Source organism: Chlamydiales bacterium (assembly GCA_031292375.1).
Classification (GTDB): domain Bacteria; phylum Chlamydiota; class Chlamydiia; order Chlamydiales; family VFKH01; genus JARLHF01.
This window is the reverse complement of sequence record JARLHF010000016.1, coordinates 1-26,166: the sequence shown is the minus strand read 5'-3', so window position 1 is coordinate 26,166 and position 26,166 is coordinate 1. Positions and strand designations below refer to the sequence as shown.

General features: G+C 37.4%; 22 protein-coding genes. 10 read left to right on the top strand and 12 right to left on the bottom strand.

Annotation, left to right across the window (positions count from 1 at the left end; translation table 11 throughout):
- Positions 1–63: 63 nt before the first annotated feature.
- Both lnt and P4L16_02690 read right to left on the bottom strand, forming a co-directional pair.
- Positions 64–1,713 (bottom strand): apolipoprotein N-acyltransferase, encoded by a 1,650-nt coding sequence (gene lnt / locus P4L16_02695; GenBank protein MDR3624032.1) that lies wholly within the window; start codon positions 1,711–1,713, stop codon positions 64–66.
- Positions 1,714–1,786: 73 nt separating this feature from the next.
- On the bottom strand, positions 1,787–2,233 hold the full coding sequence (locus P4L16_02690) for a DoxX family protein (GenBank protein ID MDR3624031.1): 447 nt from the start codon (positions 2,231–2,233) through the stop codon (positions 1,787–1,789).
- Between the two features lie 117 nt (positions 2,234–2,350).
- Here P4L16_02690 and P4L16_02685 point away from each other — a divergent pair, with 117 nt between their 5' ends.
- Genes P4L16_02685 through rsmA form a run of 3 tightly spaced genes read left to right on the top strand, consistent with a single transcriptional unit; the run spans position 2,351 to position 5,466 of the window.
- Positions 2,351–3,547, top strand: a complete 1,197-nt coding sequence (locus P4L16_02685) for an RsmB/NOP family class I SAM-dependent RNA methyltransferase (GenBank protein ID MDR3624030.1) — start codon at positions 2,351–2,353, stop codon at positions 3,545–3,547.
- 1 nt (position 3,548) lies between these two features.
- Complete coding sequence (locus tag P4L16_02680; protein MDR3624029.1) at positions 3,549–4,601, top strand: SurA N-terminal domain-containing protein; 1,053 nt, start codon at positions 3,549–3,551, stop codon at positions 4,599–4,601.
- A gap of 4 nt (positions 4,602–4,605) precedes the next feature.
- Positions 4,606–5,466 carry a 16S rRNA (adenine(1518)-N(6)/adenine(1519)-N(6))-dimethyltransferase RsmA gene (gene rsmA / locus P4L16_02675; protein ID MDR3624028.1) on the top strand — a complete coding sequence of 287 codons (861 nt, stop codon included), beginning with the start codon at positions 4,606–4,608 and terminating at the stop codon, positions 5,464–5,466.
- 32 nt (positions 5,467–5,498) lie between these two features.
- On the opposite strand, the gene P4L16_02670 is transcribed toward rsmA, so the two are convergent.
- From P4L16_02670 to P4L16_02660, 3 genes are all read right to left on the bottom strand, one after another.
- A complete protein-coding gene (locus P4L16_02670; protein MDR3624027.1) occupies positions 5,499–6,563 on the bottom strand; it encodes a hypothetical protein in 1,065 nt (354 codons plus the stop codon).
- A complete protein-coding gene (locus P4L16_02665) occupies positions 6,550–7,875 on the bottom strand; it encodes a D-alanyl-D-alanine carboxypeptidase (GenBank protein ID MDR3624026.1) in 1,326 nt (441 codons plus the stop codon). The genes P4L16_02670 and P4L16_02665 overlap by 14 nt, the downstream gene beginning before the upstream one ends.
- Before the next feature lie 262 nt (positions 7,876–8,137).
- The gene (locus P4L16_02660; protein MDR3624025.1) at positions 8,138–9,049 is read right to left on the bottom strand and encodes a D-alanyl-D-alanine carboxypeptidase; all 912 of its coding nucleotides are present in this window, start codon (positions 9,047–9,049) and stop codon (positions 8,138–8,140) included.
- Between the two features lie 113 nt (positions 9,050–9,162).
- Between P4L16_02660 and P4L16_02655 the strand changes: the two genes are divergently transcribed.
- A complete protein-coding gene (locus P4L16_02655; GenBank protein MDR3624024.1) occupies positions 9,163–9,609 on the top strand; it encodes a hypothetical protein in 447 nt (148 codons plus the stop codon).
- Here the strand turns inward: P4L16_02655 and P4L16_02650 are convergent.
- The 5 genes from P4L16_02650 to pgtP all read right to left on the bottom strand — a co-directional run bounded on the left by P4L16_02650 (position 9,569) and on the right by pgtP (position 16,822).
- Positions 9,569–10,003: an ATP-binding protein gene (locus P4L16_02650; protein MDR3624023.1), complete on the bottom strand. Its 435-nt coding sequence runs from the start codon at positions 10,001–10,003 to the stop codon at positions 9,569–9,571. The two genes, P4L16_02655 and P4L16_02650, sit on opposite strands and share 41 nt — an antisense overlap.
- Positions 10,004–10,063: 60 nt before the next feature.
- Entirely contained in the window at positions 10,064–10,618 is a 555-nt protein-coding gene (gene lptE / locus P4L16_02645) for an LPS assembly lipoprotein LptE (GenBank protein ID MDR3624022.1), read from the bottom strand.
- 10 nt (positions 10,619–10,628) lie between these two features.
- Positions 10,629–11,639, bottom strand: coding sequence for an outer membrane protein assembly factor BamD (gene bamD / locus P4L16_02640; protein MDR3624021.1), 1,011 nt, complete (start codon positions 11,637–11,639; stop codon positions 10,629–10,631).
- 105 nt (positions 11,640–11,744) lie between these two features.
- Positions 11,745–15,473: a DNA polymerase III subunit alpha gene (dnaE, locus tag P4L16_02635; protein MDR3624020.1), complete on the bottom strand. Its 3,729-nt coding sequence runs from the start codon at positions 15,471–15,473 to the stop codon at positions 11,745–11,747.
- 5 nt (positions 15,474–15,478) lie between these two features.
- Positions 15,479–16,822, bottom strand: coding sequence for a phosphoglycerate transporter protein PgtP (gene pgtP / locus P4L16_02630; GenBank protein MDR3624019.1), 1,344 nt, complete (start codon positions 16,820–16,822; stop codon positions 15,479–15,481).
- 155 nt (positions 16,823–16,977) lie between these two features.
- On the opposite strand from pgtP, the gene P4L16_02625 reads away from it, so the two are divergent.
- Together P4L16_02625 and P4L16_02620 are read left to right on the top strand one after the other, a co-directional pair.
- Positions 16,978–17,736 carry a hypothetical protein gene (locus P4L16_02625; GenBank protein ID MDR3624018.1) on the top strand — a complete coding sequence of 253 codons (759 nt, stop codon included), beginning with the start codon at positions 16,978–16,980 and terminating at the stop codon, positions 17,734–17,736.
- A gap of 82 nt (positions 17,737–17,818) precedes the next feature.
- Complete coding sequence (locus P4L16_02620; protein MDR3624017.1) at positions 17,819–18,355, top strand: hypothetical protein; 537 nt, start codon at positions 17,819–17,821, stop codon at positions 18,353–18,355.
- 143 nt (positions 18,356–18,498) lie between these two features.
- On the opposite strand, the gene P4L16_02615 is transcribed toward P4L16_02620, so the two are convergent.
- Positions 18,499–18,885 carry a hypothetical protein gene (locus tag P4L16_02615; GenBank protein MDR3624016.1) on the bottom strand — a complete coding sequence of 129 codons (387 nt, stop codon included), beginning with the start codon at positions 18,883–18,885 and terminating at the stop codon, positions 18,499–18,501.
- Positions 18,886–18,908: 23 nt separating this feature from the next.
- Positions 18,909–21,242, bottom strand: coding sequence for a hypothetical protein (locus P4L16_02610; GenBank protein MDR3624015.1), 2,334 nt, complete (start codon positions 21,240–21,242; stop codon positions 18,909–18,911).
- A gap of 381 nt (positions 21,243–21,623) precedes the next feature.
- Here P4L16_02610 and hisS point away from each other — a divergent pair, with 381 nt between their 5' ends.
- The 4 genes from hisS to P4L16_02590 are packed head-to-tail and all read left to right on the top strand — an operon-like array spanning position 21,624 to position 25,892.
- Positions 21,624–22,910: a histidine--tRNA ligase gene (hisS, locus tag P4L16_02605; GenBank protein MDR3624014.1), complete on the top strand. Its 1,287-nt coding sequence runs from the start codon at positions 21,624–21,626 to the stop codon at positions 22,908–22,910.
- An 18-nt stretch (positions 22,911–22,928) separates the two neighbouring features.
- Positions 22,929–24,701, top strand: coding sequence for an aspartate--tRNA ligase (gene aspS, locus P4L16_02600; GenBank protein MDR3624013.1), 1,773 nt, complete (start codon positions 22,929–22,931; stop codon positions 24,699–24,701).
- 19 nt (positions 24,702–24,720) lie between these two features.
- Positions 24,721–25,443, top strand: coding sequence for an FKBP-type peptidyl-prolyl cis-trans isomerase (locus tag P4L16_02595; protein ID MDR3624012.1), 723 nt, complete (start codon positions 24,721–24,723; stop codon positions 25,441–25,443).
- Positions 25,440–25,892 (top strand): tRNA (cytidine(34)-2'-O)-methyltransferase, encoded by a 453-nt coding sequence (locus P4L16_02590; protein MDR3624011.1) that lies wholly within the window; start codon positions 25,440–25,442, stop codon positions 25,890–25,892. The genes P4L16_02595 and P4L16_02590 overlap by 4 nt, the downstream gene beginning before the upstream one ends.
- Positions 25,893–26,166: the final 274 nt, after the last annotated feature.

The following is a 26,166-nucleotide window of genomic DNA, read 5'->3' as shown; positions in this document are numbered from 1 at the left end:
GGGATTAACAGACGTGATAATAATTACCTCGCTTATACAAATTTAACTCTTAACAAAAAACTCCTAGAGCATATCTTTTGTTTTTATTTTGAGCAAGAAGGATAAAACACAAACTAGCGAAATAGTTAAAATACAATAATCCCCCCAATAAGTATAAAGCGTATTATAGGAATAAAGAGGTACTTTTGCTAAAATGCCCCCCGCAGAAAGCTCATGCTCTAGTGGAATTTGACAGATTACCCTACCTACACTATCTACTACCGCGGTAACTCCAGTATTACAAGCACGAATGAGAGGCACTCCATTTTCTACAGAGCGCAGTCTACTATGATAAAAGTGTTGCTCTGGCAATTTAGAACCAGGATACCATCCATCATTTGTTATGTTCACAAAACATTTACTACCCTGCAACTTACCCTCTCTCATAAGATGACCATATGTCTCTTCATAACAGATCGATAGTGACGTAACAACCTTACCATCAAATACTTGCATACAATTCCCCGGTGTAAACGAGTCGTAAATTCCAAAACGAGATGCAAGTTTCTTACACCAACTAAAAGGGATATATTCTCCAATAGGAACAAGTATCTGTTTATCATAGTGATCATGAATGTGCGTACCCGGCTTTACATAAAAAGCAGATTGAAAGCCTAAAAACTGCTCCCCTCTCTTTTCAATTGCTTCAAGACCAACAACCACATCCGCTGAAAAAACATTTGAAATAGCCCACGCCCAATAACGATTGGAAACCGCCCAAAACCTCCTATCTTCTTGCCAGACGGCAAGAGGTTCAATAAGAGGAGGTAAATGGGCAACAGATTTACCACCAAAATAGTGATCAAAATGGTAAAATAAAGAATCATATGAATAGAGAAGGAGATCTGACGGATAAGAAACAGTGCCTTCTGGAAAAACAATAAGATCGATATCCCTTCCCCTATGTTCACTGAGAAGATAAAGAATTTTCTCCCACTGCTCTAAAGGAGTGAGCTGTTTTTCCCCATCGTCAAAGCTCGCCTTTTGATTAGGTAAAACCGCCGTTTGTACTAATAAAGCCGATAAAAAACCTTCTTTATTCTGCATACTCTCTTTTTCATGATAAGCTAGCGTAAAAAAACCAAAAATATAGGGAAAAATTGCCGAAGCAATCCATGCTATTTTTGTTTTTAGAGTCCCTCTATTTATAATTACTTTCAAAGCTAGTAAATTGGCACAGATAACTAAAAAAGAGAGACCATATATCCCAACAACAGACACAAGCTGCAAAGACAAATTAAAAGCTGTAAGAGAAAGTCCTACGGGGTTCCACGAAAATCCAGAAAGCACAAATAACCTTGAATACTCCATAAATACCCAAACACCAGAAATAAACAAAATTCTTGATAGAGAAAGTTGTTTATTGAAGGGTATCAAAAGACTCAAAAGGCCAAATTGCACACCTATAGCAAAAATTAAAATAAAATATAAAATTAAAATGGAGGCGCCCACGAATGCCGTTGTCGTCATCCATGAAAGATGAACGGCAAAAATAGATGCAAACCAAAATGTTGCAAGGGAAAAACGGTAGGCCCTAGAGGGCTTTTGTAACATTGCCTTCCAAAAAAGGGCGTAGCCTACCGTTGCAGCGATGGGAGCAAGCAGTGGAAACCAAGCAGGCTCACCAAATGCTACTAATACAAATGAAACAATAACTAAAAAGAAAAAGCTCAACTCTTAAAACCTTAAGATCAAGAATAAACAAAATCTTAAAGTATGCTTCATTAATTAGGAAACCTAATTTTATTCATTTACTTTTACAGCAAGCAGTATCTATGCTACAGCAACTGGCACCACAGCCGCTAACGAACAAAAGAGCCCCTAAAATAAATACATTTCTAAAAAAATCCATCGCAGATTGCATGACTTGATCTGGGCCGACACTCCAGAAATGATGAAAAAGAAGTGTTGCAGGAACGATGAAAATAATCAAAAGCAAAGCTCCAAGGCGAACCTTATAACCAATTAATAAGCTAATACCACCCAAAAGTTTCAGCACAATCGCAATAGAAAGCGCAACTGCTGGAAAGGGCAATCCTACGTCTACAACTGCTTTAATAAAAGTTTGCCAATTGCTATACACAGAAATTGCTGCAATAATAAACACAGCACCCATCAAGACCCTACCAATTAATACCGCAATACTGCGTCCACAATGGCTTTTACAAGAACTTTGACAAGTATTTGATTCCATAATAACTCCTAAAAAATTTAATTCCTCTGGAAATATTCTTTTATATAGTTAATAAGATTTTTTTCCACAAAAATATTTTGCTCTTTTAAAAAATAATGTGTTATAATAGTTGCCCATATGGCAATTCATTCACAAAAATCAAGCTTTCAAGCCTTTCGAGAACATCATCTTATCCAACTTCTTAATGGGTTTGAAGGTACACACTACCCCCTCGACCTATATATTAGTTTTTATTTTAAAGACAACAGGGCTCTTGGCTCAAAAGATCGTGCTGAAATCAGCGATTTAGCCTATTCATTAGTGCGCTGGAAAGGATTACTCGACCATCTATCTAAAAATTCCTCTTCTTGGGAAGAGCGCTACTACACTTATAAAAAATATTCTCCTTTTGACAGTACAGAATTACACTCCCTTGACCTTTACATTCAAGCAAGTTTTCCAAAAGAACTCTTTCAACTAATTGAAGAGAGCTATGGTAAAAATACACTTTCTCTTTGCAAAATTTGTAATACAAGAGCACCTACTACTGTGAGGATCAACCCTTTAAAAACTACAAGAGATAAACTACTACAATCTTGGCAAGAGACGCACAATCTATCCCCTTGTAAAGTATCTTCTTTAGGCATTACTTTTCATGAAAAAGTCCATTTTTTCTCCATGCCAGAATTTAAAAATGGTCTTTTTGAAATGCAAGATGAGGGAAGCCAACTCATTGCAGAAATGATCCAAGCAAAACCTGGAGATCTTGTATTGGACTATTGTGCAGGTTCTGGAGGCAAAACGCTTGGATTTGCACATAAATTGCAAGGAAAGGGCCAAATCTATTTACACGATGTGCGCCCCAAGGCGCTTCAAGAAGCAAAGCAGCGTCTAAAGCGCGCAGGGATCCAAAATGGTCAAATTATTCGATCAGATGATACCTACCTAAAAAAACTCAAAAAAAAGATGGACTGGGTCTTAGTAGATGCCCCTTGCAGTGGAACAGGAACGCTTAGAAGAAATCCCGATATGAAATGGAGGTTTTCAAAAAATAATTTTAATTTATTACTTGGAGAACAACGTCTAATTTTTGAAAAGGCCCTCAGTTTTGTAAAACCCCACGGATTTATTGTTTACGCAACATGTAGCTTATTGAAACAAGAAAATGAACTGCAAACAGAGCACTTTTTAAAGACTTATCCTATTGTGCAGGTAGGAACTGTTTTTAAGTCACTTCCAACTCTCAATGGAATGGATGGTTTTTATGCAGTATTATTTCAAAAAAAAGAGTCTCTTCTGTTAAACTCGCAACCTGGACTTTGCACAAAGGATTAAGATGAAAAAAGTTCTTATTTTACTCGCATCTATTTCCCTATTTGTTATGACACTAAATGCAGCATCTATGATGCCCTCTCAAAGGGTTCCTGAGCTAACTGTTAACAACATTGTTCTTGCAAAAATCAATGGCAAAGCTATTTCTGTTTATGACCTCATGAAAAAGATGGATTTCATCTTTTACAGAGAATTTCCTCAATATGCTCATTCTACAGAAGCTCGCTATCAATTTTTCAAAGTTAATTGGTCTCATATGTTAGATGAGATGATCGATGCAGAGCTTATTCTTGCAAATGCCAAAGAGGTAAAGATTACTGTATCAGAAGGGGATGTAAGACAAGAAATAGAAGCTATATTTGGCCCTAATGTCGTTGTCAACATTGACAAACTAGATCTTACCTACCAAGAAGTATTTAAGATGGTCCAAAATGATATTACAACAAAGCGCATGACCTATTCGATGGCGCAAGTGCACGCTTTCAATCGTGTGGGACCCAAAGAAATTAAAGCAGCTTACGAGGCTTATAATAAAGAGCACCCCATAGAAAGGGCATGGGATTATCGCGTCATCTCCATTAAAGCTCCAAACCAACTAAAGGGCTCAGCTGTTGCTGAACTTACTTATAAATTACTTTCTCAAGACAATACCCCTCTAGACTCTCTTGCTACAACCCTAAATAAAAGCCACTTATTAACTCAAGATACAACCGTAAGCGTTTCTGAAGAAATGCATAGTACATTTAAAGAACTTTCAGACACCTATAAAAGCGCTCTTACAGAGCTTGCTCCCAACACTTATTCTAAACCAGCTTTTCAGGTAAGTAGAAGTAACAAACAAGCACTCTATCGCATCTTCTATATTACTAAATATACGCCTTCTGGAGTAGTTCCCTTGGCTCAAGTTGAAGAACAACTTAAAAACGTTCTTCTAGACCAGGCGATCCAAGAAGAGACAGCACTTTATCGCAAGAAGCTGCGTAAACGTTTTGGAATTGACGATACATACCTCAAGTCGATGATTCCAGAAGGGTTTGAACCCTTTACCTTAAACTAGCCCAATGCCTCTATATAAACCCTCGGAACTTAGAACATTTCTTGACGGTCTTGGCGTCTTTGCAAAAAAAAGCCTTTCACAAAATTTTCTAATCGATGCAAATATTCTACAAAAGATTGTAGCTCTTGGCAACATCGATAAAGATGACCTTATATTAGAAATTGGCCCAGGCCCAGGAGCCCTTACCGAAAGTCTTTTACAAACAAAAGCCAGCATACTTGCAGTAGAAAAGGACCCTATCTTTGCAAAAGAACTCTTGAGGCTGCAAACAGAGCATCTTCAACTAACTGTATTTGAGGATGATATTTTAAAATTTCCTATCGAAAATGTCCTAGAAAAACATTTAAAAAAGGGAAAAAAAGCAAAACTCATCGCCAATCTTCCCTATCACCTTACAACGCCCATACTTGCCAAAGTAATTCCCATGCATTCCTACTTCTCTACGATCATCGTCATGGTACAAGAAGAAGTTGCAAAGCGCTTTGTTGCACATCCTGGAAATGCAGACTACTCTTCTTTCACAGTATTTTTGAATTTTTATTCAACTCCTGTTTATGGCTTTAAAGTCAGTAGAAAATGCTTTTATCCAGTTCCTAAAGTAGACTCTGCTGTTGTAGTACTCAATCTAAAAGAAGCTCCAAACATTAACACAGAAGCATTTTTCAAACTTACCCGCACAGCCTTCGGACAGAGACGCAAAATGATGAGAGCATCTCTTAGTTCACTTTATTCCTCCAAGGATATAATGGAGGCTTTAGAAAAACTTGGAAAAAATCCTCTTTCAAGACCTGAAGAATTATCCCTCAATGAGTTTTTAGCTCTTTTTGAATTACTTAGCTCATGTTACTTAAATATACACAAATAAGTTTAAGAATTAGTTTGTGTATAGAAATGTATTTAATTGAATTTAAGGCTAAAATCAGTAATTTTTAGTCGATGGTCTTCCAAGTAAATCTTACAAGAAAGTTCTGTAGTAATTGTTATAAGTGGTTTAGATACAGCATCTTTTAGAGCTATTGAATCAAATACATCGATGGGTCTTTGGATCTTAACATCGAGGTATTCTTGCTTGCCCCCTATAGAGACTTGATTAGTTTCAAGTCTATTTTGTAATACTATTTTATGCCCTCTTGGAAGTTCCTCTTCAAGAAGCCCGCGCACAAGAAGAACACATTGTGTATAAAGAGAACTTAATCCAAAAATAGTATCAGTCCTTGATGAATCTTTATTACTTGCTGACAAGCAATCTTGCAATACTTCTATCCATTTTTTACTTATCTCTTCTTCACTAGCAAGTGATTTCTTAACATGAGCTGCAAATTTTTTTTGCAATTCTTCTGAAAAATTCTCTTCTGCCTGCTCTTTAAGGGTTCTCTTTGTCTTCTTATCTCTTTTATTCACAAACTCATTAATTGCACTTCCCAATTCTTGAGAAAACCATTCCGCATGCGTTATGCCAAATCCTTGAAGGCTATCATAGATCACTGCCTCTTTTGCATTTTGCAGCTCAACCTTATTCAAGGGCTCTTGAAATTTCTGAATATGACAAAGACGTCCGATACAATTAAGCGTTCTTACAAAAATATGGCCTATTTTATGCTTGAATTTATTCGATTTTGTCCTTTTAAGGTGGCGTACAGAAGCTGTAATACTCCTTTCAGAAACTGGATCAAACTCTTTTAAAACCATCCATCTGCTGACTCGGATGATCTGCTCAAAACACATCTTTTTATACCCGCGTTTTTTCATGGCACGGCGTGCATCTTCTACGATAATGCTATGATCGTGCCCCCAGCTTGCTTCAAACAATTCTATATCATCTTCCTTAGTCCCTATATAGCTTAGACAGGCATGAGAAAAGCTCTTCTTATCTGCTGGCAGATTCTTATGTCCACAAGATTTAACACTAACCTTTTCTAACATATACGCCCAGTCTTTTGGCGTCATTTCATTTAACTTCATACCTCAACCTTTTGCGACCCTTAAGCCACCAAAAAACACCCGTTATTACAGATATAATCCCTAGCAACAATGTTCCTCGTGCAACAACAGACCACTCACTTAATTTTCCAAGCTTACTTTTTAATGAAAACCAAAATGAGGGTTTAACATCGCTGTACGCAAGAAGAGGTATATCCGCAATCAATTTATCATCCGCTCTGTACAATAAAATACTTCCTACTTGATCATTTTCATGTACCGGTAAAATAAGCTCATTTTTCCATTGCAAAATAGCTTTAACATCCTGTTCTTCTGAAGGAAAATATTCTAGCTCAAAATCATTTACAAGATATGTTTGAAGCAAGGAAGAAGCTCCTTCAATTGCAAGTTGGTGCTGCTGCAATCCCTTTTTTAACATAGATTGCTTTACAGGTACTTCAGAAAAGGCTGCATTAAATAATGTAATCACATCCTGACAAGTTTCTTGCCTCTCATTACATGCAAGCACTACGGCTATCAAAGTTCGATCTCCTTCTCTTGCAGCAGCAACTAATGTATGCCCTGCATCTGATGTGTAACCATTTTTAATTCCGATTGCCTTTTCATAATAATAAGAGCCTTTTTTTAACAATAAATTTGATTGAGCAATAGGTCTTGCCGGCTGCTTGTTAGTTTTTGCGCATACATAATTTTTTTTGGCAACAATTTCTGAAAAAAGCTGAATTTTCATAGCTTCTCTTGCAATAAGAGCCATATCACGCGCTGATGTTTTATGGTCAGGGTGGTGAAGGCCATGTGGATTTAAAAAATGAGTCTCCTGACATCCAATTTCCTTTAAATAAGCATTCAAACCTTCTATAAAATGCTCTATAGACCCCTTACCAATATATTGAGCTACAATATTAGATGCATCATTTGCGGATGCAACTAATATGGCATGCAAAAGGTCTCTAAAAGGGAGTTCTTCCCCTTTTTTGATTCCAATGTGTGTTGAGCCTGTTTCAATCCAATATGCAGGTTTCTTATAATTGTTTTTTCTCTTCGCTGATGGCGTTATAGAGCCAATTGCATCTTGCTCTGCTACAAGCTTTGTATCCAACTCCTCTGGCTTTTGCTTTAATGCATAAAGAGCTGTTGCAATTTTGGTAATACTGGCTGGAAAATGTTGTGCGGATACATTTTTTTCAAAAAGGACCATTCCTGTATCCGCGTTAATTAAAATAGCAGATTCGGCTGAAACAGAGCAATTTAAGGGATCCGCGTGAATACATGCAATTAAAGCACAAGAAAGAAAACCACTTAAAGAAACAAAAAGGCTATCAAAAAAACGCATTTATTTTACACCACTACTAACCTGAGTTTGGGGTTTAAATTACTCAATCTTAGGGATCTTCTGGCAACTTTTCAATCTTTTTTGCTCGTTTATAGTTTTTAAATATGGACTTTTCAAAAATGATTAAAAATTTATCCAGAATCCCCTCTAACCTTGAGTCATTTAAACTCAAAACTCAGGTTACTAACTTAAACTTTGTATATATACACAAACAAGCTCAAAAATCAATTCTTGAACTTGTTTGTGTATACACAAGCGCTTCTTACAATGCAAATCCTGCGTTAAATAACTTAATAACATCTTGGTTTGCATTGCTTCTTTTTTTACAAAGAAGCACAACAGCAATCAAAGTGCGACCATCTTTTTTAGCAGCAGCCACCAATGTAGGGCCCGCATCTAATGTATAACCTGTTTTAATCCCAATTGCATATTTGTAATAGTCAGATCCTTCTCTAAGAAGAGAATTGCGCTGAACAAGACTACGACAAGGTTTTTCATTCGTTTCTTTACATACATAACTCTTTTTACATACAATATCGGCAAATAGCGGTATCTTCATCGCATTTCTTGCCATAATTGCAAGATCTCTTGCTGATGTTTGGTGCTTTGGGTGATGCAAACCGTGAGGATTTAAAAAACAAGTTTCTTTACATCCTATTTTTTTCAAATACAGATTCAAGTCTTTCATGAATTTATCAATTGAACCATCACCCACATATTCTGCCAATACATTAGATGCATCATTTGCAGAGCCCATCAACACTGCGTATAGCAAATCTTTAAAAGAAAGTTTCTCTCCTTTGCAAATCGAAATGTGAGTCGAGCCTGTCTCAATCCAGTATGACGGGAACTTATAATTATTTTTACGTTTTGCAGCAGGAGTTATAGTACCTATCGCATTTTGAGAAGCCTCTATTAAAGTATTTTGCTCTATTTTTTTTGCCTTTAATGCATAAAGAGCTGTTGCAATCTTTGTAAGACTTGCTGGAAAACAAGGCTTTGATGCATTTTTTTGAAAGAGAATTTCTCCACTATCAGCATCTATCAAAATAGCAGACTCTGACACAACCGTACATTGAGCCAATTTTAAAACTATTTTTGCATCTAAGGCAATCTGATAAAAACAGAAAAATAGGGTTATAGAAAAAATTCTAATCCATTGAATAATATACATTCCTTCAACCTAAACAAAATTCGTTAAAAATATTATTTGACTCAACAGCTATCTTTCTTTATAGATAGAAAAAAGTAAGGATAATAAGGTTAACGAGAATATAGGTAAACCATATGTTAGACCCAGTAGAATTAGAAACTACATTTAAAGAATTTATCAATCATTTAAATGAACAGATGCCCGACGGTATGATTGAAATTAACTTAGACTTACTCAACTCGCTCAACTTATTGGATGTTCATCTCCTAGACCATCATCTTCTCTTTTCATCCTGTACTGATCCTTTTTATATGGTAGAAACAGATGAAAAGCTCACTTTGTTTAATCAAGATTTTATTATCTGGATTCTTCCCCACCTTACAGAAAAATCTACAACCACTTATGTTCTGATAGCAAATAATCGACAAGAAAAACCAAAGCTTGAGCTTGTATTCTCTGCATCTGGAGTTTACAACTCATCAAAAATTGTTTTAAATACGCTCAATGCCTTTTTAGAAGAAATCAAAGAAAACGAGAGCATCATGGACAAAATTTCTTATCAGCCAGATATTCAGGATTAATTTTTTTGACCATCGTCAGAATATTTGCTCCGCCTTCTCTTTTATAGGAGACAGCGTCCATAAGTTGATGCATAAAATAGACGCCAAGCCCCCCTACTTTTCTCTCTTCAAGAGACAGATCTTTCTGAATTCTGTTTGCAAAGGTCTCGGGATTAAAGGGAATTCCCCAATCTTTAATTACTATTTCTATTTGATTTAACGCAGGAGATATGCAGACAATCTCAACTTTACCGGGACTTTCGCAATATGCATAATTAATCACATTTACAAGCGCTTCTTCAACAGAAACTTCAATTTGATGTCTTTCTTTACTTGTACATGCCATTTTTTTTAATTGAGCATTTATAAGCTCAAGCATACTAGGAAGCATTTCTAAAGAAGCTACAAACTGCAAGTTTTCCTCTCCTTATGTCAGAAAGATCCATATTCATCTCAAAGAAACATGTCTGTCAAGCTAAAAACTAGCATATACAAGGTAATCAACAATTTTTTTGGCTAAACTACGATGGAGTGGAGCTCTGGCTGCATCCACAGCTGCTGGCTTAAAATCCAATTGACCAAGCGAAAATGTTGTGTCATTTTGCGGGCTCGTTTCGGGAGCAAAATCGTAATTTATACTATCTGCAATACAAAAAGGACCGGCAATAACTTTTTTTGTCCTAAAATCCATAAGTTCTACCTTTGCAATAAGTGTTACTCTTTCCTCTGATGCAACAAGTCTCTTGCCCAGCTGATTTTCATACGTTCTCTCATAGCGATAGCCTATGGCGTCTTCTTTTCTATCTACAAAAGTCACACACAAAATATAATCTGCACAAGATGATACATATCTAAGTTCTGTGGTTCTACTAACTTGTTTGATAAGCTCTTGCGTAAAAGTCCCATCTAGATCACCTCGAACATAGGGGATCATGATTGTCTTATTTGTGTCTAGACAAGAAGAGCTTCCAAGCCTATATCCACAAGAGCAAAAAAATAATCCCACTACTAAAAATAACAAAAGCTTCATCACAGGAAGCCTAATCCCTTATCGGAGATTTTGGACCAAAAAGTATTTGCCATTCTTCAATTTTTTCTCTTGCAAGACGAGCATAAGATGTGCCAGGAAACTCTCTTACTGTCGTTGCATAATAAATGTATGCTGCATGAAAATACTCTGTTCTTTCATAAAACTGCGCCATTTCATAAAAGCCACTAGCATACAACTCCTCAATTTGACAAAATTGCTGTTCTACAACTTCAATTCTAGGATCCCCTGGAAAATCATTTCTAAATTTTTTAAGATTAAGAATAGCAAGGGCCAATAAGTCAGGATTATTTGCTTCCAGACTACTCTCTTTTAGGTAGCAACAAGAGACTCCTAAATAACTTGCAGGTGCCACAGGATGCCTTGGAAAACGCCTAATCACAGCTTGAAACTCTTCTGCACTTTCACGAAAATTACACATCTGTAACAAAAGAACTGCTTTACTATACAGTGAAAGTACGGCTATATCATCATTTGGCAACGTTGTTGCGATTTCATCATAGATATCTAAGGCCTCTTTTTCCGCAGAAACCCACTGAGGAAGCTTTTTAAAACCAAAAAGATGCTTACATGCACCCATACGAAACTTTTCTGCTATACAAAATTTATAGCGCAAAGCCTCTTCAAAATATCTTGGCGTACAATTATCCCTTAAATATGCAGAAAATGCCTTATTAGCTTGTTCATAATCAGAAAGCTCAAAATAAGAAATACCTAAATAAAACCTTGCATCATTCGCCATAGACGCATTGGGATAACGATGAATGAATTCAACAAAGGCAGCTACTGCTCGTCCCCAATCTTTATCATTATAGGCCATGCATCCTTTTTCGTAGATTCCACCTGCAAATAATTGCGAAGGAACACCTTGAACGTCATTGCTTTGAATATTATTAGTTTGAGATTCTTGTAGATCACTATTTAAAGGGGTATCTGCCTGAATCTCCACCAAAGCGCAACAAATCACTAAGGCACTAAATATTAATGATTTAAAAAATTGCATACTCACCACTATCATCCCAACATCATTTCAACTCTTAATTACTGGCAACCTAAAGACTAGATTGGTAAGCATTATCCCTTGCTAAAGCGTTAATTGCAAAATAAATCAATGACTTTCCACACGAACTACTGCCGACACTTGCTCTAATTGTTTAATTAATTGATCATTCACTGTGATTCCCCAAGAAGAATCAATAAAAAGAGCTCCAACCACTTTATGATCTCTTTGAAAGTCTATGTGTACAGACATACTACCTGCTGACGAGCGAAACAATTCTTTTATTTGTAAGATATGGCTTAGACGAATCATATCTATATTAATAACTACTTTCATAGGCTTTACTAATTTTGAGGGTTCATTTTTTTCTTTAGATGATACCGATTGTGGCTTGGATTTAGAAGCAAAACCTTTGGTAATATAAGCTTTTGCCTTATCATAGGCTAAGTCACATGCAAGTATTGTTTCTTCTTTTACGCTTGTTAAATCATCAAACCAACGACAAGAAATTTTTGACGCACTTTCCCTTTTATCCACCTGTAAAACAGCATACAGTAGCTGATTTTCTTTAAGAAGATGTGCTTTTTCTTCATATAAGTCCGACCATATGGGCATTTCAAAGCGATCTATTCCATCGCTAATTTCAGTAATTGCGAACTTACGTTGTGTTTTTTGCGCGGTGCGTATCTGAACAGATTCTAAAATAAATGCGGAACGAAACACTGTATCATGCGGCATATTTTCAATTTCACTTAAAGAAACACACGCCAATCGCCTTAAAATATCTTTATAGGTATCCATAGGATGGCCTGTTAAGAAAAATCCTAGCAACTCCTTCTCTCTAGTTAGCACTTGCAACTTAGAAAGCTTTTGTCGTATAGCAGGCTCAGCCAAAAAATGCTGCTCTTCTGTATCACCAAGCAAAGAAAAAAAGGTCATCACACCTTTTTTTGCATCCTTTTGTTCTTTTAAAGCTGACTCATACATAGGCTCAATACTTTCTTTAAGAGCTTCTCTTTGCCATCTAGTAAAATCAAAAGCTCCAGCTTCTACCAGGCTTTCTATGGCCTTTTTTCCCACACGCTTCATATCGATGCGTTTAAAGAAATTGTAGAAGTTAGTGTACACACCTTTTTGCGCACGCTCTTGAATAATAGCATCAACAACCGCACTACCTATGCCTTTAATTCCAGTCATTGCAAAACGTATTCCAGAAGCAGCTGCAACAAACTCAATTTCAGCCTCATTGACATCAGGGGGCAAAATATCAATAGAAAGCGATTGACACTCCCTTATAAATTTAGCAATTTTTGTAACATCATCTCTATCACAGGTCATAAGGGCTGCCATCCATTCTTCTGGATAATGGGCTTTTAAATAGGCTGTTACATATGTCAAATACCCATAGGCTGCAGCATGAGACTTATTAAAACCATAGGCTGCAAACTTCTCCATCTTATCAAAAATGCGCATTGCTGTTTCTGTATCAATATTATTTTTAAAGCACCCTTGAACAAATTTCTCTCTTTGTTTACCCATTTCAGCCATGTCTTTCTTACCCATAGCACGGCGTAAAACATCTCCCTCGCCAAGAGAATAATTTGCAAGCTTCTGAGCTATTTGCATGACCTGTTCCTGATAGACCATAATTCCATAGGTCTCTCTTAAAATCTCTTCCATCCAAGGATGATCGCTCTCAATCTCTTCCTTACCATGTTTACGATTAATAAAAGAGGGTATCATATCCATAGGGCCTGGACGATAGAGCGAGAGAACCGCAATAATCTCTTCAAACTTGTCAAGGTGCAAATTTCTTGCAAGTTCTTGCATTCCACCAGATTCCATCTGAAATATGCCCAATGTTTTACCTTGATTCAAAAGAGAGAATGTTCCTTTATCATCTAAGGGCAAATTAACCCAATCAATTTTAACTCCTTTATACTTTGCGATAGAATCTACGGCTTTTTGAATACATGTAAGCGTCTTAAGACCTAAAAAATCTATCTTCAACATACCTACAAGCTCTACTGGCTTCATAGAATATTGCGTTGCCGCAATAGAAGAATCTTTAGCGTTACAGAGTGGAATATGGTTTGTTAGCGGATCCCCACTGATAATGATACCAGCTGCATGGATACCTGTATTGCGAATCGAGCCTTCCAACTTTTTTGCAAGGGAGATAATTCGTTTTGCATCTGAATCCTCTTGAGAAAGCCTATAAAGATCTGGATCAGTATCTAAGGCCTTTTCTAAGGTCATATTTGGATCTTCAGGAACTAATTTGGCAATCTCATTTACCTTAGAAAGCGGAATATTAAGCACTCTACCAATATCCCTGATTGCCATTTTTGCTTTCATTGTACCAAAAGTAATAATCTGAGCAATATTATCCTTGCCATACTTCTGTAAAGTATAATCGATCACTTCTGAGCGTCTATCCATGCAAATATCCACGTCAATATCAGGGTAAGAGATACGCTCGGGATTAATAAACCTTTCAAAAAACAAATTAAAACGCAAAGGCTCAATATCAGTAATACCCACCAAGTAACAAACGATAGATCCAGCTCCAGAGCCCCTTCCAGGCCCCATTGGAATGCCTTTTAACTTTGCCCAATTAATAAAATCATACACAATGAGAAGATAATCACTCATTCCCTTAGATATAATAAGATCAAGTTCATAAGCCAAACGATCCCTTACAACTTGTAAAGGATCTTTTTCAGGGTATTGTTCAGCTACTTTCTCTAATTTTTTTATATCATATCTTTTAACAATACCTTCTTCACAAAGGCTTTTCAAATATAAAGCCACCGACTTTGCTTGCTCTTCCTTAGTAAAGCCATCATGAAAATCTGGCGGAATATAAATAGGGTAATGTTTAGTTTTAAAATCCAACTCTACATTGCATTTGTTAGCAACTAGCAATGTATTTGACAAGGCTTCCGGAACGTCATGAAAAAGCTCTCCCATCTCCTCTTGTGACTTAAAATACACCTCATGAGATGGATATACGCGTCTTTTTGGATTCGGAACACACCTTTTTGCATTTCCAAGAGAATCCCTCTCCCATATTTCACAAGTTTCTCCTGAAGCAATATTTAACAAGATCTCATGAGCTTTCCAATCTGCACGATCTATATAATGACTATCATTTGTAGCAACAAGTGGAATGCCAAGCTTTTTAGATGCCTCTATGAGAAGGGTGTTTACTTTTTCTTGCTTCTCAATAAAATCAACATAGTTTTGATAAAGCCACGTTTCTTCTCCCAAACCATCTATAAGAATGTTCTCATCACTCATTCGATGCCGCTGAATCTCTAAATAATAATCCTCCTTAAATAAATCTGAAAACCAACTAATTTCCTGTATTAACTCTTCATGACTAGAATGTAACGCTTTTTCTGCAACACTACTACTCAAGCAAGCCGACAAACAAATAATCCCTTTAGAGAATTGTTTTAAAACTTGCTTATCGATGCGTGGATGATAATAAAAGCCTTCTAAATATCCTATAGACGATAATTTACAGAGGTTATGATAACCTTCTAAATCTTTTGCAATAAGAACTAAATGATGAGCTGTTTTTCCAAATGAAGATTTTGCTTTCTCAAAGCGGGATGAAGGAGCAACATAAACCTCGCAACCGATCAGAGGCTTTACATTTACCCCCTTACATGTTTTAAAAAAATCCACTGCTCCAAAAAGATTTCCATGATCTGTCAAAGCAACAGCTGGCATGGCATAAGCTGCAGCCTTTTCGGCTATATCCTTAACAGATGCTGCTGCATCCAATATAGAATATTGTGAGTGAACATGAAGAGGGACCCAATCCATTCTAGTCATGCTTTAGGGTTTATTTTAATAGACCAAAGCGGCATAAGCACAAGTGTTGCAATCAAGCCACAAACACTTAAAATGGTAAAATAGTCTACCCAGCCCCAATCGCGAATCACAATACCTATTGGAAAACCCGCTGATGCAGCCCCAAGATAAGCAAAACACCCAACAAAGCCTGTTGATGTTGCTGCTGCTTTTTTATGCGAAAGCTCTGCTGCTGCAACACCTATCAACATTTGTGGGCCAAATATACAAAACCCAATGATAAACAACATTGTAGCATCCCAGTGTGTATATCCTAATAAATGAAAACCCGCTGGGATCTTGTAGAATAAATAAACTCCTACCAAAGCCCCTAAAGTAAAAAGAACGTTGATAGGCCCTCTTTTTCCTGCGCATATTTTATCAGATGACCAACCAGCAGTAAGACCACCTAGAAAACCACCCAATTCAAAAAGAGAAACTGAAGCTGCAGCACCAATTTGCGAATATCCCTTTTCTTTTACTAAAAATAACGCTGTCCAATCATTAATAGCTGTCCTAATCACGTAAACAAAAAAGTACGCGATAGCCAAAACCCAAATGTACTTATTCTTTAACACATATTCGACAAGGATTTCTTTTACCGACAACTCTCTTTCTACCACATCTTCGCGCCTACCTGGATAGTCATTACGAAACTTTTCAATGGGAGGAAGTCCTAAAGACTGTGGCGTATCTCTCAAACGATTGATAATAAAAAAGCCAAGCAAAATACACATACAGCCAGGAATAAACATAGCAGCACGCCAGCCCCACAACTGGGCTGCATAGGCTGCAATAAACGGTATGAGAAATCCACCAATATTATGGCTTGAATTCCAAAGCCCCCACCAAGTTCCTCTTTCTTTCTGCGAATACCAATGAGTTAAAAGCCTTGCACAAGGAGGCCATCCCCAACCTTGAAACCACCCATTCAGCCCCCAAAAAAGAGCAAAGAAGAAGAGGGAAGAAGACATACCAAAAAATAGGTTCATAACACCTGTAAGAATAAGTCCTATCCCCATAAAAAAACGAGGGTTTGACTTATCTGAAAGAATACCGCTTGTAAATTTACTAACCCCATAGGTTATGGCAAGAACCGTACCTAAAAAGCCAAGCTGACTCTCATCAAAGCCCAAGTTTTCCATAAGGGCTGGCATGGCAAAAGTATAGCTCTTTCTTGTAAAATAGTAAAAAGCATACCCGATGTACATCGTATAAAATATACGAAGTCGCCAGTACTTGTATTGCTTTTTTACAATTTCCTCGTCTTGAATTTCTTTTAGGTGCGGTGCTGGCTTGAAGACATTCCATACGGTACTCACGTTCACACTCCTAAAAAATACAACATATCAAAACACCACTTCTTAAACTTGGTTTATACGTAAAGATTACTAAACTTCTTGTAAGAAGTCTATACCCAAATAGATTGAAAATTTGGTTTTTGGCTAACAAAAAAACTTCTAATCGTTTAATCTAAATGCAAGAAATCTTTACCCCTAAAATTATGTCTAGCAAGAACCAATCCCCAAAAAAATTTTCCGACGAAGAAATTATTCATTTAATTCATTCTGTCAATATAAACTCATCTAAATGCCCAGCAGACACTCCATCTCCCTCTGAGAACTCTTTTTTTGCTGAATCTTATGACATACCAACTAAAGCATCACCATCATGGCATTCTAAATTAATGATTCCAGTAGCCTTTGCTATCTTTATTTGCAGTGCACTCTACCTTTACAATACCAATCAAAAAAATACACTTCCTATCATCCAAAATTATTCAGAATCTCACGCTGCAAATAAAAAAAAGCTCCTGCTATCAAATGCTCCACTTGGCTATCATCAGCTTGCAACAACATTAAAGGCCCTTGCAAAGACACGTACCGACTCACTCAAACAAGCAGACAATGACCTATCTTTTCTACTAAAAAAAAATCAAACAGAAACACTTACAGATTTTACAAAGCTTTTCAACCACTGCATGGATGCATATGCCTTAGCAGAGAAAGAACAGCATCAGTTTATAGAACAAGAACTAGATCATGTTTTTAGTGAAATTAACCCTACAACTTATGAACACTTAGAACTTTTTCTATTGCTCGTAATTGACTCTAAATTGGAAACTTACCTCTCATCTTCCTTACTTAAAAAACTAAAAGCATCTATTCCTATCAACCCTAAAAGCATTAAACTCAATATGCAAGCTATACATAAACACTTGATCATTGAAAAATAATTTTTATTTTCTATAGAGTGAAATATATCCAAACAAGGAAAATCACATGCTATTAAATAAAATTTTATCTTGCATAATCTTCATGCTCGCTACAAATGTTCAAGCCCAGACCAATAACTCCATTACAAGAAATGATCTCAATGGAGCTGTTACGCAGAAATTTATAGAACTAGAAGGACAAGTAAGTAGCCCACGCTTGCAAGCTGAGGCCTCTGGTTTATTGTTTAATGGATCTTCCTACTTTACAGGCGAAACTTATCAAAATTTAAATAGCCCTAATAGTACTCCAGAAGTAGATCTGGCACAAGCAATTCAAAAAACACTTCTCTCTTTAAAAGAGCGAAATATCAATCCTCTCAAGTACAATACTGCTAGTGAATTATACGCAGCATACCCAAGATCCGACATCAATATTCCCAATCAAACAGCACTTACCACGGTTTATAACGCCTCAAAAGATCCTGAAATAAAACTTGCCATAAGCGGCGCCTACCGCACATATCCAACAGAGAAACTCTCTCTCTTCATCATCGGGATTTCAGGCTTGCAGCCTAAAGATTTATCTTCTGCTAAAAACCTTGATCCCATCTTCAATGCCGTTGATGCCTACTCAAAATAGAGCCATTCCCAAAAAGGAGCAGATATCTCATGAAATACCTTGAGCATTTTTTGCACTCAAAGCCTTCTCCTGGGCATTTTGAGGGATCTGCCCCCAAGATCCTTTCCATCGAATAGGATCTTTTGCAGGAACACTATCACACCCTACCTAAAAGAAGAATCTGGAAGGCTATCCACTACCTTATGAAGCACTTTTTTGCTAGTTTCTGCAACACTAACAATCGATGAGCCTATCGAAGGACCCACTGCCTGCATGGAAGAATTAGTTGCTGCTTCTACACTCGTACTAATAGACGCAGCCATCACACACCCGCTTCCAGGCAGGGAAGACTCCGCAGCCGCGCTCACTGCCGCTACACTTGCAGTTCCTGCAATATCCAAAGAAAACTTAACTCCATCTTTTACTACCGTAGTCACTGCTGGAACGACCCGATCAACTGCTCTATCGGCACGATCTTTCATAGCACGCCTTAAAAAACCAACATCTACTACTGCAGGTCGAGAATTACTTCCAGATGCTCCATGAGCCATAAACACCTTCTTTTCTTGTTAAATTATAAGAGAATACAGCGAGACGTATCCTCGAGATCTTTAGGATAAGATTTAGCACCATTCCTATATTCTACAGGGGCAGTAAATAACATTCCACCATCATCTAGCCATATGTTTGCCTGCGATAATACTCCTCTTGCCCATGTAATGCAATTTTCTACAGGTCTTGAACTACTTCCAACTTCTCTTTCTGCATCCACAAGTGCTGCATTAGATCCCCTTGCATTAAAAAAAACAGCAACATCGCCTTGTTCTTGAAGAACAATTTGTTCCTGTATAAAGCTTCTCATACGTGCTACATCAGATTTACGAACATGCCAGGTATCTGCCCTCTCTTCACACCTAAATTGATCTGGCGAATCTATTTTTATATGCTCCACAAGGCCTGGTGCTGTATTAAGTGGTATTGTTTTGGTAGGACGATCCTTAAGTCTCAAATGAGCTTTATACATACAGTATTGCCCCTCTTCCATAGTTTCGATAATAATCGCCGCATGTCCATACCAATGTTTTTTATCTGTATTAACCAAAGAAACAACCCACATATTATTATCGATAGGCCTCGTTGGATCTAATTTACTAGAAGCGACAAGAGTAGGCTTTAAAAGAATAGAACACAACGGGTGATTGATTACAGACGTGTTTACATGCTCCAAGGAAAAATTACCTAAAAATTCAATGAAAAAACGGTTATAATCCGACACAGAAGGCAATGCATTAAAATCACTCACTGGACACGGAGAATGAGATAATGCCTTATATATCTTCTGTATACGGATGTTCTCTTGTTGAGAGCATTCTTCTCGAAATAATGCTGTGTGAAACCCTTCAACAGTTGTAGTTATTGATTTGAAATTTTTAGGTTCTCTTGGTTCATGTTTACAGCCTGTTATTCCTAATGATAAATCTACACGATCTCTTACTGCCATCGTATAGCGGTCCACATAATAGTTTCTTTCAAAAAATGTGTTATTTGAAAGAAATGCCACACCAAAAGGCGCATAACTTGTCGTTCTCCTAGCTTTATCAAATAACTGCCATATAAGTTCATCGTCGTGCTCCAATACAGTCACATTTTTATCTTCCCAAGACCAACTCCGAGATGTAAAAGAGGGAGGCATGAAGGAAACACCTTCTTGTATATCTCTCTTACTCGATATAGTAAAATTAGGTACCATTTCCTCTATAAGTACCTCAACAAGTTCATCCGTAATGAGAACATCTTCTGAAAAAGATATGGGGCCTCGCTGCTTCACCTCTCCCAACTGATTTAAAATTATATAATCCAGACCGTCTATTTTTCTAATAAGGCAAAATACTTGATATCCATAAATCCATTGATGGATAAGTGTTTCTCCTTCAAGTAAGGGCGAATCAAATCTTATCCTCGAAGGAGGAAAAGGGGAACATTCTACTTTAAAAATGATATCCTTACCATCTGGACTCCAGTCACAGCGCTGGACTATTCCTTGCGACAAAATATGCTGGGTAACTAGTTGTTTTGCTTCATTAATCACAGATCCATCAACAGAGATGGGCCTTTCAACAGAAGTAGGAATCTCTGAAGTACTTCCTTGCCCCTCCTCTTCAGCAATTAACCGAAACATAAGGTCTAAGTGAAAAATCACTCCTTTGGTTCTGTAATCAGCTAAGGTCTTTTTGCTTACTTCTAGAGACAACCATTCATTTTGACCTTTGCTCTTAGCTAGTTTGATTAAGAGACGCATGACATCCACGTGAGGGTAAATACTTGCACTGTGCAAAGCTGTAGTTCCATCCTGAGCTAACTGAAATAGCCAATCGATTCTTCCCTCTTCTTCAGCCATTTCGATTAATTTATTGATCACAGATAAGCGACCTTGCCGACAAGCAAAATAGAAAGAAGTCTGCTTCCCCATCCTCTCTCTTACTTGAAAAATTAAATTTTTATTAGACTTAAGATTGGCAACAATTTCTTCAAAAGCTTCCGGCTCACAATAGACTTCGGGATAGATAAAGAGTATTTGACTTGATAATACACGCTTTAAAATAGCATTGATATCAGCAATAATTTGTACATCAGAAATTTTAGAACGTGAATATTCCTTAATACGACCCGCAAGAATGACCTCTTCTATTAAGATTCCTTCGTTTTTAAAGTCTATATTTTTAAAAAGATAAAATATTTTGGGCACAACACCCCCTTCTAAGGCCATGTGGCATGGGATGATCTGAACGAGGTAGTCTAACCATTGATCCGGTACAAACTTCTTCTGTATACCTTTTATATCTAATAAGAGGAAACCTGAATCATACAAAGAATGGATCCTATCTAACTCTCTCACAATACCAGCCATATCTATACCTCAACGATTTATACACAGACTGTAAATTTTCATTAAAGTTTTATGCAAGAAAAAACAAAGCTATACACATCATAAATGCAGAAAAGTTTACGTACCCGTATGCACATCTTAATTACCCATAAGTCAAATTTTCCCAATTGAAAAGCACTCTTCAAGTATTTTTTCATCTTCCAAAAACCTCCCAAGCAATGGCAAAATCTACCATTCTTGCCATCCCCTTCCACATCGTTTTTACACCTGGAGGTTCAGACCCTTTTTGGTTAATATACACAAACAAGCTGAAGAATTGTTTGTGTATAAAAGAGCTCTTTACTCTTTATCGCAATCATTTTATAATCCCCTGCTTGCCTGTCTAGTAATTGAGTTATATTTATGAGCATTGCCATCCCCAAGGGAACATATGATATTCTGCCAGTTGAGCCGGATGTAAATTTTTCTTGGAGACAATCACGCTTTTGGAATTATTTGGAAACAACCATTTGCACCCTTGCCAAAAGTTACGGGTTTCAAGAAGTACGTACTCCACTCTTTGAACGTACAGAATTGTTTCAACGAGGCGTTGGTGATAGTTCTGATATTGTTTCTAAAGAAATGTATACTTTTGAAGACAAAGCTGGCAGATCTATGTCTCTTAGACCAGAGATGACTGCTTCTGTAATGCGTGCATTCATTGAAAAACAGCTTCATTTACAGTCGCCTCTTCACAAGCTCTTCTACATAGGCCCCATGTTTCGCTATGACAGGCCACAAGCTGGAAGGTATCGCCAATTTCATCAATTTGGTGCAGAAGCCATCGGAAATGGATCTGAAGAGCAGGATGTAGAGATAATTGACCTACTTTATTCTCTTTATGAATCTTTAGGTCTTAAAAATTTAACACTCCATATTAATTCTGTTGGCGATTCTAACTGCAGGGGAGCATTTAGACAGGCCCTACAAGATTTTTTAACTCCCGTTGCAGCCAAATTATCACCAGATAGTCAAATACGTCTTAAAACTAACCCTCTTCGTATTCTAGACTCAAAAGATCCTGCTGATCATGCTCTGTTAGAGGAGGCGCCATCCCTTAAAAATTATTTAAACGATGAGTGCAAATCTAACTTGGAAAAAATCTGCAATCTTCTTACGCAGCTCAACATTCCCTTTAATGTTAATGCAAAGCTAGTAAGAGGTCTCGACTATTACAATAAAACTGTATTTGAGATCACATCAGGAGAACTTGGTGCTCAAAATACAATAGGAGCAGGCGGGCGCTATGATGGCCTCATTAAGACTCTGGGGGGCCCAAATCTTCCAGCTGTCGGCTTTGCAACTGGCATTGAACGCATTTTACAAACATTAATTGCACAAAATGCGTATCTTCCAGTCCGCCAAGGCCCCACTTTATTTATTATCGCACTTGGTGCATCTGCAAATACATACTGCTTTACACTCCTTAAACAACTGCGACAAAATGGGATTTTTGCAGAAATGGACTTTAGCGATAAAAAACTTAAAGACAAACTTCGCTATGCAGATTCACTTAAAGCCAAATATTCTCTTGTTATTGGCGAAAATGAACTGCTTTGCGATAAGGCAGAACTAAAAGAAATGCAAACACATACTACAGAAACTGTTACACTCTCTTGCCTCATTCAAAAATTAAAATCATTACCTTAAGTATTATAGAAGGGTCCTATGTTTGACTATAGAAGAACTCACACCTGCAGTGAGCTTAATAAATCTCACGCAAACACTTTCGTTACATTATCTGGGTGGGTACACAGACGAAGAGATCATGGTAACTTAATTTTTATCGACTTAAGAGATCGTTACGGTATCACACAACTTGTTTTTGACCCAAAAGTTAATGAAGACCTTTGCATAAACGCCTCAAAACTTCGCTCTGAATGGGTTATCTCCATAAAGGGCAAAGTCTCTCTTCGAAAAGATGGCATGCATAACGCCAAAATGGCAACGGGCGACATCGAAATCGAAGTCTTAGAATTGGAAATCCTATCCAAAGCAAAGACCCCACCATTCTCTATTTCTGATGAAACTATCGATGTTAATGAAGAACTACGCCTAAAGTACCGCTACCTTGATCTAAGAAGAGGTGATATTGCAAATAAGCTAATTCTTCGACATAAAGCAACTCTTGCAATTCGTACATTTTTAGATTCTTTGGGCTTTTTAGAAATCACGACCCCCATACTTGCAAAATCTACACCTGAAGGGGCAAGAGATTATTTAGTGCCATCTAGAGTGCATCATGGACACTTTTATGCGCTGCCCCAATCTCCACAGATCTTTAAACAAATTCTCATGATTGCAGGCCTAGATAAATACTTTCAAATAGCCACTTGTTTTAGAGATGAAGATCTTCGTGCCGATCGCCAACCAGAATTTGCTCAAATTGATATAGAAATGAGCTTTGTCACGCCAGAAGAAGTCTTTAAAACTGTAGAAGGTCTAATTAGCAGTGTATTCATGCACTGCCTCAACACAAAAGTTCCAACTACTTTTAAACGAATGACTTTCCATGAATGCCAAGAACTATACGGAACGGACAAGCCCGACTTGCGCTTTGCCATGCCCTTTATTCGCTTAGATGACGTTGCAAAAGACTCAACAGCTCCTTTCTTTCATGAAACCCTAAAAAATGGAGGCATCATAAAAGCGATATGTATCCCTTCTGGTCACGACCTGTCAAGAAAAACACTGGATGAATATGCTGTCTTTGCAACTAAATTTGGCCTTCAAGGTACTTATTACACAAAGCTCACCGATGAGGGGCTCTCAACTGGTATTGCAAAATTTTTCGATGAAACAATACAAAAAAAACTGATCGAACAGTGTAAAATGCAGCCAGGAGACTTATTACTTCTTGTTGAAGGAAATGAAAAACAGGTTAACCAAACACTCGATCATTTAAGAAGACGTATTGCAAGAGAGCGAGGGCTTATTGACTTTACTCGCTTTGAATTTCTATGGGTAACAGATTTTCCTCTTTTCAAATGGAATGATGAAGAAAATTGTATCGAAGCAGAGCATCACCCCTTTACTTCACCTTCTCTTGATGACCTACACTTAATTGAGACAGATCCTTTGAAAATGCGCTCATCGAGCTATGATCTTGTTTTAAATGGTTATGAGCTTGCTTCTGGATCACAACGTATCCACAGCGGTGACCTTCAAGAAAAAATATTTAAATATTTGAAACTTTCAGAAAAAGAAATTACCGAACGTTTTGGATTTTTTATTGAAGCTCTAAAATATGGCACACCACCCCATGCAGGAATTGCCCTTGGCCTTGATCGCCTCGTTATGATTTTAACAAAAACAGAAAACATCAAAGAAGTTGTTGCCTTCCCAAAAACACAAAAAGCATGTGACTTGATGACGGAAGCACCATCAACTGTTTTGATGAAACAACTTAATGAATTAAAAATAAGCATTGAAAAAGAATAAATATTATAGGACTTAAACTATGCTAAAAAGACGCTTATCTTATCTTGCAGCTCTGATAATTACACTATGCTCATCTCTTGCATACTGTACAGAGCCTGTTGAAAAACCTAATGAAAACAAAGAAGAGCCAACTCTAGATGCAGGCCTTGTTTCTGAAGCCTTTGGATTCTATATGATGCAAAACCTAGACAATTCCGGATTGCATTTAGATATAGCTCGCATCATCCAAGGCATGAATTTATATACCGATAAAAAATCAGCTCCTCTTAATGAAGATGTTTATGAATCCTCCATACTCGCTCTGCAAGAACAATCCCTCAACCAACTTGCGGACAAAAACCTTCAAGAAGCAGAAAACTTTCTAAAAGAAAATGCCAAAGCTGAAGGTGTTGTGGAACTTATTCCCGGAAAATTACAATACAAAATTATTCAGCAGGGGACCGGTGAAGAGGTAAAACCACATTCTACCCCCACAATCCACTATACAGGAAGATTTGCTGACGGAACTATTTTTGGATCTTCTCTTGACACTGATGAGCCCATTAACCTACCCCTCGATCAAACCATACCAGGCTTTTCAAGTGGTCTTGTTGGTATGAAAGAAAAAGAGATACGCACTCTATTCATTCATCCAGATCTTGGATATGGTACTTCTGGCCAATTACCTCCCAATAAACTTTTAATCTTTGATGTAGAAATTGTCAGCGCAACACCTCCAAAGGAAGAGCCTGAGAACAAGTGAAGATTGTTCTCTTTCGGCCACAAATCCCACAAAATGCGGGTAATATTGTAAGAACCTGCAAAATAACAGGGGCGGACCTTATCTTCGTTCGCCCTCTTGGATTTAGCACATCTGATCGCTGGTTAAAACGCGCAGGCCTTGACTACTGGGACGGTGTGTCTGTTGAATTTATCGATAATTTAACAGAATATATCGAATCTTTAGAAAAAGATAACACCCCCTTTTATTTCTTTTCTAGTAAAGCAAAACAGCGCTACACAGACATTGCCTACTCCAAGAACGCACACCTCATTTTTGGCTCAGAAACAAGTGGTCTTCCACAAGAATGCCACGAAAAGTGGGCCCCTCATTTTGTCAGCCTTCCCATGAAAGAGGGTCGCTCATTAAATTTAGCAAACAGTGTAGCCATTGGGCTCTATGAAGCCTGGAGACAGCAGGACTTTTTGTAATTTTATTGCAATAATTCTTAATATAACGCCAGCTCGATTTTCAACTATCTGCTAATCAATAACTTGAATAGTTAAAACACGGAGACGCGGAGACACGGAGATTTATCATTTATGATGCGTTCACCGTCTTATAAAATTATTGGAGCAGCTATTGAAGTCCATAAGGTGCTTGGAGGGCCTGGTTTGCTTGAAAGTGTATATGAGTCTGCATTATGTCATGAATTGTCGTTGCAAGGATTGCAAATTCAAACACAAGTCCCTGTAAATGTAACAT